Annotated in this window: 13 protein-coding genes; 9 read left to right on the plus strand and 4 right to left on the minus strand. The window is 46.4% G+C overall.

Features of this window, described 5'->3' with window-relative positions:
- Positions 1-308 precede the first annotated feature (308 nt).
- Positions 309-1298: a catabolite repressor/activator gene (gene cra / locus CAG65_RS09330; protein ID WP_161453452.1), complete on the plus strand. Its 990-nt coding sequence runs from the start codon at positions 309-311 to the stop codon at positions 1296-1298.
- A gap of 29 nt (positions 1299-1327) precedes the next feature.
- Here the strand turns inward: cra and CAG65_RS09335 are convergent, their stop codons facing one another.
- Both CAG65_RS09335 and CAG65_RS09340 read right to left on the minus strand, forming a co-directional pair.
- On the minus strand, positions 1328-1852 hold the full coding sequence (locus CAG65_RS09335) for a hypothetical protein (RefSeq protein ID WP_021705259.1): 525 nt from the start codon (positions 1850-1852) through the stop codon (positions 1328-1330).
- 96 nt (positions 1853-1948) lie between these two features.
- Positions 1949-2311: a YgiW/YdeI family stress tolerance OB fold protein gene (locus tag CAG65_RS09340; RefSeq protein WP_021705260.1), complete on the minus strand. Its 363-nt coding sequence runs from the start codon at positions 2309-2311 to the stop codon at positions 1949-1951.
- Positions 2312-2467: 156 nt separating this feature from the next.
- Here CAG65_RS09340 and CAG65_RS09345 point away from each other — a divergent pair, with 156 nt between their 5' ends.
- The 4 genes from CAG65_RS09345 to modC are packed head-to-tail and all read left to right on the plus strand — an operon-like array spanning position 2468 to position 6487.
- Positions 2468-3940 carry a cobyric acid synthase gene (locus tag CAG65_RS09345; RefSeq protein ID WP_237668789.1) on the plus strand — a complete coding sequence of 491 codons (1473 nt, stop codon included), beginning with the start codon at positions 2468-2470 and terminating at the stop codon, positions 3938-3940.
- Complete coding sequence (modA, locus tag CAG65_RS09350; protein ID WP_161453453.1) at positions 3937-4680, plus strand: molybdate ABC transporter substrate-binding protein; 744 nt, start codon at positions 3937-3939, stop codon at positions 4678-4680. Before CAG65_RS09345 ends, modA begins: the two co-directional genes overlap by 4 nt.
- 11 nt (positions 4681-4691) lie before the next feature.
- Positions 4692-5384: a molybdate ABC transporter permease subunit gene (modB, locus tag CAG65_RS09355; protein ID WP_021705263.1), complete on the plus strand. Its 693-nt coding sequence runs from the start codon at positions 4692-4694 to the stop codon at positions 5382-5384.
- Positions 5381-6487, plus strand: a complete 1107-nt coding sequence (gene modC / locus CAG65_RS09360; RefSeq protein ID WP_021705264.1) for a molybdenum ABC transporter ATP-binding protein ModC — start codon at positions 5381-5383, stop codon at positions 6485-6487. The genes modB and modC overlap by 4 nt, the downstream gene beginning before the upstream one ends.
- 39 nt (positions 6488-6526) lie before the next feature.
- Here modC and CAG65_RS09365 read toward each other — a convergent pair whose 3' ends face one another.
- Complete coding sequence (locus CAG65_RS09365; protein ID WP_161453454.1) at positions 6527-6964, minus strand: DUF3069 domain-containing protein; 438 nt, start codon at positions 6962-6964, stop codon at positions 6527-6529.
- A 251-nt stretch (positions 6965-7215) separates the two neighbouring features.
- Between CAG65_RS09365 and CAG65_RS09370 the strand changes: the two genes are divergently transcribed.
- Positions 7216-8187, plus strand: a complete 972-nt coding sequence (locus tag CAG65_RS09370; RefSeq protein WP_161448961.1) for a GGDEF domain-containing response regulator — start codon at positions 7216-7218, stop codon at positions 8185-8187.
- Positions 8188-8217: 30 nt separating this feature from the next.
- On the plus strand, positions 8218-9216 hold the full coding sequence (locus CAG65_RS09375) for a Solitary outer membrane autotransporter beta-barrel domain (protein ID WP_161453455.1): 999 nt from the start codon (positions 8218-8220) through the stop codon (positions 9214-9216).
- Here the strand turns inward: CAG65_RS09375 and CAG65_RS09380 are convergent.
- Positions 9213-10451, minus strand: a complete 1239-nt coding sequence (locus tag CAG65_RS09380; protein WP_161453456.1) for a GGDEF domain-containing protein — start codon at positions 10449-10451, stop codon at positions 9213-9215. The two genes, CAG65_RS09375 and CAG65_RS09380, sit on opposite strands and share 4 nt — an antisense overlap.
- Before the next feature lie 161 nt (positions 10452-10612).
- On the opposite strand from CAG65_RS09380, the gene CAG65_RS09385 reads away from it, so the two are divergent.
- Both CAG65_RS09385 and CAG65_RS09390 read left to right on the plus strand, forming a co-directional pair.
- Positions 10613-10978: a late competence development ComFB family protein gene (locus CAG65_RS09385; protein WP_161453457.1), complete on the plus strand. Its 366-nt coding sequence runs from the start codon at positions 10613-10615 to the stop codon at positions 10976-10978.
- 10 nt (positions 10979-10988) lie between these two features.
- Complete coding sequence (locus tag CAG65_RS09390; RefSeq protein WP_161453458.1) at positions 10989-11264, plus strand: HlyU family transcriptional regulator; 276 nt, start codon at positions 10989-10991, stop codon at positions 11262-11264.
- Positions 11265-11302: the final 38 nt, after the last annotated feature.

Raw genomic sequence — 11302 nt, forward strand, 5'->3', positions numbered from 1 at the left:
CTTATATTCTGCTTATCAGCAACAGAGCGCTGATGTGTTCTATCCCTCGAGTGCGCAGCTGAACCTTACTGAACGGCTAGCTGAATCGTTTCAGCACTCTTTCAAAAAAATTCAGCAAAACACACGCATCAAAATATGAGTGTAGGTGCATTTGCTGATTATTGATTGATTTCCTCAATCTATTTCACAAATTTGATTTTGCTGAATCCTTTCAGCTTTTATGCTGAAACGTTTCAGCTTATAATGCAAATAATCCTAAGATCGAATGTGGTGATATTTGATCAACACCACAAATTAAAGGCACTGATATGACACTTGATGAAATAGCCAGATTAGCCGGTGTGTCGAAAACGACGGCCAGTTATGTCATCAATGGTAAGGCCCAGAAATATCGGATTAGTGAAAAGACTCAGCAAAAAGTTATGGCGGTGGTTGAGGCTCACAATTATCGTCCGGATCACGCCGCAACCTCATTGCGGGCAGGGAACAGTCGATCCTTTGGTCTGATCATTCCGGATCTGGAGAACACCAGTTATGCACGTCTGGCAAAACTGCTTGAGCAAAATTCGCGTAGCGCAGATTACCAGATTCTGATTGGTTGCTCTGATGACAATCCAGAAACGGAAAAGAAAGTCGCAGATGCGTTAGTGAGTCGTCGTATTGATGCGTTGTTTGTTGCCAGTGCGATGCCAGATGCGAGCGAGTTTTACCTCGCGTTACAAAAATCGGGTACACCGGTGATTGCGATTGACCGTCCTTTGGACGACGAATATTTTTCGTGTGTTATCAGTGAAGATTTCGGCGCAGCATTTGAATTAACACAATCTTTAGTATGTGACGGCGTCACTAATTTTGGATTAATTGGCGCATTGCCAGAACTTAATATCTCCCGTGAGCGTCAATTGGGATTTGAAGCCACGGTCAAAAAAGCAGGACAACGCTTTCAGGTCGGCTATGGTCAACACTTCAACCGTGAAGATGGTAAAAAAGTGTTTGAAGAGTGGGTAAGCGATAATACTATCCCTCAGGCTCTTATTACAACGTCATACACGCTGCTCGAAGGCGTTTTGGATGTGTTGTTTGAGCACCCCGAGTTAATGCACCGGATACAGTTGGCCACTTTCGGTGACAACCGTTTACTGGATTTCCTACCGATAAAAATTAACTCTCTACCACAACAGTTTGAGTTAATCGCCGACAGTGCCCTTGAGCTGGCATTAAATGCGACGGCCAAGCGCTACAACCCCGGAATAGAATTGATACCGAGAAAAATTGTGGTAAGGCAACAAAAAAGGTAGCGTCGGCTACCTTTTCCTTTGTCACAGACTTAGTATTGGAAGCGAACCGACATGACAGCCTGCGGGCCATACACACCATTGTTGCGAGCTTCGGCTGATAAAGACAATTGATTGGTGGAGTGGAAACGCACCCCGGCATGAAACACAGAGCGTTCATCATTTTTACCGATGCGGCCGGTTGCCTCTAGTTGATCGCTTAGCCACAGACGTACACCAATGTTAATTTCTGCTTGTGTATTGTTGTCATCACCGTCTTCTTCTGACTCCTGGATATTGTGTACCAACAGTTGTCCGTATACATCGGCAAATTGGTTGATCGGACCGTTAAACCCAATACCCGCCGCAGCGTCCCAGTCGTGATCCAACTTTGAATCAATCCGGCCAACCAGGTGAAGGTTTTCAGTGATCAAAGTACTGGCTTCTACACCAGCGGTTTCCGGACTCATTCCCATGCGCACTTCGAAAAAGTTGTAGTCAAAATTGTTGGCTTGTGCGGAAAGAGGCAGAGAGCTTGCCAGCGCTGCCAGGCAGACAGCGAAACGTTGTTTGTTCATTACAACTCCAGATGGATGTGATTGATTTTTGGCGTTAATAAAAAGGTCTGCAAAAAGCAGACCAATTTACCAATCTGGAGCTGTATTCGAACGACTTTACAGCAGTTGAACCTGCTCGACTTCAATTTCCGGTGTTTGACCACCTTCAAACTCGCCGTATAAACGCACTTTAGTCTCTGCATTGAGCGGTGTGTTGAAATGAATGTCATCATCGAATTCGATTTGGACTTCGCCATCACCATCAGAAAAAATGAAGGTGTCTTTACGAACCTGACGCAGCAAATGGCCTTCTACCACGACATCTTTTTCTGTGAACATATTGGCATCGGCCAGCAGTTGTTTCACAGAACTGACTTCTACCGGACCGTTGTATTGGATGCCTGTCTGAGTAGAGTTGGCCAGGGCAAGAGCTGGTGACAGGGTTAGAGCGGCAGTAAGTGCAATTATCGTCTTTTTCATCTTTTGTGTCCTTATATATGGTTGTTTGATGGTGGAATTACAACACGCAGCACTTGAACCCTTGGTGAGTAGGCCATTCATACTCTATTCATTTATTGAGACACCAGCAGGGATGTGAGTATTATAGAGGCGTAGATTTAAGTTTTTGGAATAATTATGGATTTATCACCTCGCACTCTGATGGTTCAGGGGACAACGTCTGATGCAGGGAAAAGTGCGTTAGTGGCAGGCTTATGCCGTGTGCTGAACAGAAAAGGGGTAAACGTTGCCCCTTTCAAGCCGCAAAATATGGCACTTAACAGTGCCGTCACTCCTGATGGCGGCGAAATAGGACGCGCGCAGGCTGTTCAAGCCCAGGCATGTCGTATTGATCCATCCGTGCATATGAATCCGGTCTTGCTCAAGCCAAACTCAGATACAGGGGCGCAGGTCATCTTGCAGGGGAAGGCGATACAGGACATGGAAGCGGTGGGCTACCAAAATTATAAGCAGATTGCGCTGCCCACGGTTCTGGAGTCTTTTGATATTTTATGTCGTGAGTATGACTGTGTGGTTGTTGAAGGTGCCGGTAGCCCGGCAGAGATCAACTTGCGAGAAAACGATATCGCGAACATGGGGTTTGCAGAAGAAGCTGACGTTCCTGTGATCATCATTGCCGATATCGATCGGGGCGGAGTGTTTGCGCATTTATTCGGTACGCTGGCGCTTTTGTCTGAATCAGAGCAGCAGCGCGTCAAAGGCTTTGTCATCAACCGTTTTCGCGGGGATATTTCGCTTTTGCAATCGGGTTTGGATTGGTTGGAGAAAAAAACCGGCAAGCCTGTGATCGGGGTTCTGCCTTATCTTCATGGTTTTAACTTAGAAGCGGAAGACGCTATCACTACTCAACAGAATCTGAATTCAGACGCTAAGTTAAATGTTGTCGTCCCTGTTTTTACTCGGATCAGCAATCATACCGATTTCGATTCATTGCGTTTAAACCCTGATATCAATTTACGTTATGTGGGTAAAGGTGAACGCCTCAGCCATGCTGACTTGATCATTTTGCCTGGGACAAAATCGGTCCGCGCAGATCTGGCGTACCTCCGAGAGCAGGGATGGGATAAAGACATTCAGCGCCATCTACGCCTAGGGGGAAAAGTCATGGGGATTTGCGGTGGCTACCAGATGTTGGGACGTACTATTGATGACCCTTACGGCGTAGAAGGCCCTGCTGGAGTCAGCCGTGGACTTGAACTATTGAGCGCTGAAACGGTATTAACTAAGCAAAAAGCGCTCACTAATGTGACCGGGTCACTTACTTTGAACACCCGGTCCGTTCCCGTCAAAGGCTATGAAATACATGTTGGTCGCACTCAAACCTCTGGATCGAGCCCTGTGATCTTGGATGCTGCCACAACAGACGGTGAAATCAGTGATTGCAATCAAATCTTTGGGACCTATCTGCACGGTATATTAGACAGCCCTGAAGCACTGCAACTGATTTGTGAGTGGGCAGGGTGTGAAGCCGTAAAGCTGCAATCACATGAAACAATGAAAGAACAAGCGATAGACCAAATTGCCGACGCTGTTGAGCAGTGTCTCGATTTGAGTTTGTTATGGCCCCAGCTACAAAAGAGTGCACAATGAAAGTACCTTATATAGCAACGTTTGTTGCGCTAACCATCAGTTTTTCCGCATCCGCTGAGGATGTGCGCATTTATGCTGCTTCTTCCATGACAAATGTGTTGAATGATTTGATCACCAGTTATGAAAGTAGTCATGATGGCATCAAGGTTGTTCCTGTTTACGCCGGATCGTCAGCGTTAGCACGTCAGATAGAGAATGGCGCGCCGGCGGATGTGTTTGTCTCAGCCAATGAAAAGTGGGTTAACTATCTGATCAATAAAGAGATGATAAATGGTGACACTGTCACTGAGTGGGCATCCAACAAACTGGTTGTGATAGAGCCGAAAGGTGGCGATACGAATCTGGTGTTGGAGAGTGCCGACTCCTGGATTCATGCGTTAGGTCCAACCCGACTGGCGATAGGCAACACACAGGCCGTTCCGGCTGGCATTTATGGTCGAGAGAGTTTAGAAGCTCTGAAGGTTTGGCCAGAGCTTGAGAAACATCTGGCTCCGACCAGCAATGTACGCTTGGCGCTGGCGTTGGTAGAGCGTAAAGAGTCCAATCTCGGCATTGTTTATAAAACAGATGCGTTGCTGTCGGACAAGGTCAGCATTGTCCGGGAATTTGACGATAGCCTGCATACGCCCATACGTTATCCTATGGCGGTCTTCAATCAGGATGCGCAAACCCAAGCTTTTGTCGATTACCTCAACGGCGAACAAGGTAAAGCGATCCTCGATAAGTACGGATTTAACTAAGAGCATAAGCATTGTTATCTGAATATGAATACCAAGCTCTGCTGCTGAGCTTAAAAGTCGCGTTTTACGCCATCGTATGGTTAATACCGATCGGTATTGCGTTGGCCTGGATGTTGGCGCGTAAGCAATTTATAGGTAAAGGCTTACTCGATAGCCTGATTCACCTACCTTTGGTGCTTCCTCCCGTTGTGATCGGCTACTTGTTGCTTGTCCTGATGGGCAGGCAAGGTATATTGGGAGCGTGGCTGGCAGAACATTTTGGTTTAGTCTTCAGTTTCAGTTGGAAAGGCGCCACGCTCGCATGTATTGTGGTGGCGCTTCCTCTAATGGTGCGCTCGATTCGTCTTAGTTTAGAAAGTGTCGACACGAAACTAGAGCAAGCTGCAGCAACACTGGGAGCTTCTTCATGGCGGGTATTCATGACAATAACCTTACCACTCACGATTCCCGGCATCATAACTGGTACGATGTTGTCTTTCGCACGTAGCCTAGGTGAGTTTGGCGCTACCATCAGCTTTGTTTCCAACATTCCTGGCGAAACACAAACCATTCCTCTGGCAATGTATAATTTTATTGAAACCCCCGGTTCTGAGCTCGAAGCGGCACGTTTGTGCGCCATCTCTATCGTGATCGCATTAGCGTCACTACTCATCTCGGAATGGATGGCACGTCGGACAGCGAAACGTCTGGGGGCCGTGCGATGACATTGCTTCGGGTAAAATATTGCCTGGTATTGGGCGACACGCACTTTGACATTGATTTGGATTTACCAGCAAGCGGCATTACCGCCATATTTGGCCGCTCCGGAGCCGGAAAAACCTCTTTAATCAACGTGGTTGCAGGCCTATTGCGACCAGATGAAGGTGAGATAGTGGTTCAAGACCGAACGTTGTTTTCGTCATTGAAGAACCTTGATGTACCAGTCCACAAACGTAACGTTGGCTATGTGTTTCAGGATGCGCGTTTGTTCCCTCACTACCGGGTGAAAGGCAATCTGCTTTATGGCGTTAAGAAGATGGATCCTGACCACGTGGAAACCATCATCAAGTTGTTAGCCCTTGAACCGTTGTTAGATCGATTTCCAAGCGAGCTGTCTGGCGGAGAACAGCAGAGAGTGGCCATTGGCCGAGCGCTACTGGCAAAGCCGGATATCTTGTTAATGGACGAACCTCTCGCCTCTCTGGATATGCCACGTAAACGTGAAGTGATGCCATTTCTGGAAGAACTAGCCGATCGGGTTCAAATCCCAATTCTGTATGTCACTCACAGCTTGAATGAGATCCTAAGACTGGCGAACTATTTAGTGATCATCGACGACGGTCAGGCGGTGACTTCTGGACCGGTAGAACAGGTTTGGTCAACCAAAGCAATGCGCCCTTGGCAGTCTTTTTCTGATCAAAGCTCTTTGTTTGAAGCTTCAATCGAGACGCACAATGACGACTACGCGTTGAGTCAGCTTAAGTTGGCGACGGGTGTTCATCTTTGGGTTCAGCGAATAGATGCTCTAGTGGGCACATCGGTCCGTCTTCAGGTCAGGGCCAATGACGTCTCACTCGCTTTGGAGAAACCGCGCTCGACTTCTATCCGGAATATATTACCGGCTGAGATTGTGGAGCTAGAAACTCGTCGCCATGGAGGCGATAAGCAAAGCGTGGCGATAAAACTGGCGTTGGGTGAGGGGTGCTGTCTATGGGCCACGGTAACTGCCTGGGCCAGAGATGAACTTGGCTTACATGTCGGGATGCAGGTGTTTGCCCAGGTTAAAGGGGTGAGCGTGACGCAACGGGATGTTGCCTTAACGCACTGAAATAAAAAAGCCGCGGTGAACGCGGCTTGATTTTTGATTTTATTTGACGAATACGTCTTTGAAGTCTTTCTTCAGAATAGGATCACGGCGAGCTTTCTTGATTTGTTTCACCATATCCTTCACACAGTTGTGCAGCACTTCATCCAGCAGTTCTGCGCGGTACTGTTCTTTCTGCTCTTCCGTCATCTCTTTCGGCAGGTTAAGCGTTGGGAACTCTTCCATCACGTTAACGCCAGCAAAAGCCTGACTCACAGAAATCAGAGCGTGAAATTGCTCGAAGTTGTCGAGCACATTCTGTGCGCTGGCAGGCAGTGAGTCCCAAGCTTCGCGTACGGCTTCTTCTGACACTTCGTGAATAGAGGAAACCATGAAGTGCATCCCTTCAGGCACCTGATCAAATTCGATTACCTGACGCAGTTCAGGAGAAATCGTTTCCAGATCGACAGTTTGTTGTTCGGTTTGGTTGGTGTCAGACATTGACATATTCTCGTATCGAAAAAGGGCGATCCTAAAAACTCACAGCGAAAAGTCAATACTCAAACTCATCTTAGCGCGTGATATCAACAGATAAATGCTGAAAATCAAACAACTTTAAGTGACTTTGCCGGGGTTTGCTCCTTTACTGCTTGGTGCTTAGATAATTTAAAAGCAAGTTATTGATAATACACGGTGCAACAAAGAGGCTGCTGTGCTATATCTAAATATATCCAATTATTTCTGGTACTTACATGAGTGAAACGGGTTCATCAATGCGTATTCTACTGGTTGACGATGTTCAGCTGGACAGAATGCAGCTTGCGATTCGCTTGAAACAGCTTGGTCATACTGTCGAAGCTGTCTCCAGTGGTCGTGCTGCCTTGGCGCTATACAGTGACTTTGACCCTGAGCTTGTGCTACTTGATATTTCGATGCCGGAAATGGACGGTTTCGAGCTCTCTCACGAGATCAGACGATTGTACCCGGAGTGGGTGCCGATCATTTTCCTCAGTGGTCATGATGAACCGAGTATGATCGCGAAAGCCATTGATGCCGGGGGAGACGATTACCTCATTAAGCCGGTCGATAAAATCGTACTGAACTCTAAGCTACGTGCCATGCAGCGGATAGCCTTCATGCGTCGGGAGTTGAAAAAGACTTCGGCAAAACTTGAAGAGTTAAATCACGTCTTACAACAGCAGGTTAACGAAGACGGGCTGACTAAAGTGTTCAACCGCCGGTTTATTGATGACAAATTGCAGGAGTTGATCGCCTGGCATGGACGGCAGGAGTTGCCACTTGGCATGCTTTTGTTTGATGTCGATAATTTCAAAGCATTTAATGACAATTACGGCCACCTTGAAGGAGACCGATGCTTAATTCGACTTGCTCAGGAAACGTCTAAACTATTTAGCCGCAGCGGTGAGTTTGTAGGTCGATATGGCGGTGAGGAGTTTGTTGTTTTACTGGCGAATACGTCATTGGAGCAGGCGAGCCAGGCAGCGCAACGCATCATGGACCGGTTTAAAGACGTCGCGTATCCGCATGACTACAATCATGGCACACCTTACGTTACAGTGTCACTTGGCGTGTTGAGTATTTTGCCCAAAGGGCGTGAATCTAATGAAGATATTTACGGCGCCGCCGATGATGCGCTGTATCAAGCGAAAAGTAACGGGCGAAACTGCTTTGTAGCCGTGTCTGATTTGGAAAGAACTGGATAGTCTTCTCTAAGACTTGCTGTACAGGAAAAGATGATACGGACCTTTTTAACTTATCGAGTAGCGCTGTTTTTTAGCGCGCTTACCGCTTCACAACAGATCTCAGCGAATCAGTTGGATGATGCGATAATCAAATCGTTTGAACATCGATTTGCCTCAGTTGTCGTGCTGACTGATACCGATGTCATTAAATTCGGGGTTAACGACTTTAATCCTAATCGGGCATTAAATCTCGACAACGAAAATCTGGGCTCGGATGATGCTGTCGAGCGACGGAAACAAAATTCGGTTGTGGCCATCCCGTTCACGTTTGAGTTTGATGAGCCCGACTCAGACAACCAACATCGTATTTATCTCCGCCTGTCGGGCATTTTCACTGATTCGGATACCCAGTTACTTCAGGGCGACGTGCCAGAAGACAACTTAAAAGAGACGATCATTTCTGGTTTTGCGGCCTATCGATATCGTATGAACCTGACTGAAAACTGGCGACTCATCCCGGGTATAGGCACTCATCTGATTCATTATAAAAATGACTTTACTGCCAATAGCTTAGAATCACAGGAATTGATAGATGTTTTTCTGAAAGACCGCTTAGTCGATGTGTCTGCCTGGTCCAACATTTATGAACCCACGCTAAAATTCGAGTATCACGACGAGCCGGAGTGGGGTAAATGGAAAGTTGTCTCATCATGGCACTATTTTTATGGTTATGGTTGGGGTGATGCCAATAGTGGCAATGTGGGGAACCCGGAGGGCTGGTATGTTTCTAACGGAGCAGAACTGTTTTACAACATCACGCAGTGGGGAAACTCGTTACAGTCTTTATATGCCAGTATCAGTCGAATTGACTTGGGTGGAGACACGCCGAGTGAGTTTGGCACAGACCACTACTACGAGACGTCCATCGGCTGGCTCATGACGCCGCCATTCGAAGTAGACTGGATCGATAATATCGGCATCGGTATCAATGTTAACTACGGGTCCGATTACAAGGGCGGTAGTATCGTGTTGTTTTTTAATCAAGATTAAGCCTTAGCTTTCTCAATCCGATTGCGACCTTTCTCTTTTGCTTTGTACAACGCGTTATCGGCGCGTTTCATGATTTCTTCGGCTTTGCGGCTTGTTTTGCTATCGGCATAACCAATACTGATGGTCACGTTCACCGATTCACGTTTTTTCGCTTTGCCACGCTGCCGCAAGCCTTGTTTATCGTTCTTCGGCCGATTGTCGTCGCGAAGGTACATCTCGTAGCCCTCAATAGATTGCCTCAATGTTTCGAGATACGAGATGGCTTCATCGGCATTTTTACCTTTGAATAATACGGTGAACTCTTCGCCCCCGTAACGGTAGACACGCGCCCGGCCGCCCACTTTGGTGAGCTTAGAAGCAACCAGCTTTAAAACGTCGTCGCCAGTATCATGACCATAGGTATCATTGAATGATTTAAAGTGGTCAATATCCACCATGGCGACAGTAAAGTGTCGGCCAAGGTGGCGTAAATCAGCGTCTAATGCCAATCGTCCTGGTATACCAGTCAGCCGGTCATTGAAGGCCAGCTCGTAGCTTGCTGAGAGCAGATAAATGAGCAACAAGATACCGGCGACTGAAAACATCGTACTGGAGACGTAGTGAACGTGAAAAAAGATGAACGTGATGCTGGTTAACGACACAACTGAGTAGACGGAAACATCAACAATCCGATTATTACGCAATACAAGAATGGCACTGATCCCAACCAGAGCAGTCAGGTAGAGCACTAAAATCAAAGGAAGGCGCGATATCTGTGGCACATAGTAAAGAAATGCATTGCTGAACGTGCTGAAGCCTCCGTCGTTGTAGTGAGCCACAATGAGGTATGCCCAAAAGACGAACATCAGCAGAACCAGTATATAAACACCAAATGTACGACTATTGATGCCCGTATCACTCATTGGATAAACCAGAAAACTGGCGACGGGCAGTAAAAAGGCTAATAAAGAGAGTTCTAACAGCGTTGAGCCCGTGGTGAGAGGGCTTTGAAGTCTGACCTGGATCACCCAATAAGATAAAATAAGCGCAGCAGAAATCATAGAGATTCGACTTTGCTTAAAAAAATGGCCTAAGGTAAAAACTGATCCCAGAATAATGTAGGGAAGATGTGACGCGAATCCTATATTAGCTTGTGTCACCGTGATGACATTGCTCATACCTGTCCATAGCAGCGTAACCAGCAATAGCGGAAACGCTAAACGAAACCAGTTCGTAGTGACTATGGAGTACGACATAAAACGAAAAACTCGGCCCGATGAATATAACAATTTCGAAAATTGAGTATAAGAATACTTCTATTTATTGAATTGCCAAGCTTTTTACTAAACTATCAGAGTAAAAGTTGGTCTATGTTTATAAATTAACCTGTTTAATCCTGTTGCGAAGGAATGACGTTATGCAAATTAGTGTGGATGTTCATAACTATATGGAGACGCTGGTCGGCCAGGTTCTGACCCGGGAAGCTTACGCCAACCACTTTACTCATGATCAGCTCGCTGACCTTGCATGCCTGGCGCTTAGTCAGCTTCGTCCGGTCTATATTCGATATGATATTGATTTTTTGTCAGCCTTGCCTGAGCATAAAATGTTGTCACTTCAAAAGGCGGCGGAAGATGCAGTATTCGCTGCCGAGTCAATGATCATTGACGATCGACGTCAGAATCGCGACGAACACATTCCGTTTATTCGTTCGTCAAATAAGAGTGAAAGCGATACGCTGGAGTGGTACGAGAAACCAATCATTAATATTAAACGTTCTTAAGGAGTTGTGAGTGGGTCTATTTTCACGCTTGTTTGGTGGCGGTCAACCAAAAGAACCGAAACAGGTAGAGCCAGTCGAATACAAAGGTTTTCTGATTTATCAGGAAGCGATAGCAGAAGGCGGTCAATATCGGATTGCCGGTCGGATAACCAAAGAAATCGATGGTGAAGTAAAAACACATCGCTTTATTCGTTCTGATGTCCTAGCCTCAGAAAGCGATGCTAATGAATTCATGCTGAAAAAGGCGCAAATGTTTATCGATCAAATGGGCGATAACATTTTCTAATTTATCAAATTTCTCTTTGATTCCAATCAGTATTTTAT

This window comes from Vibrio sp. V39_P1S14PM300 (assembly GCF_009904765.1).
Taxonomy (GTDB): domain Bacteria; phylum Pseudomonadota; class Gammaproteobacteria; order Enterobacterales; family Vibrionaceae; genus Vibrio; species Vibrio proteolyticus.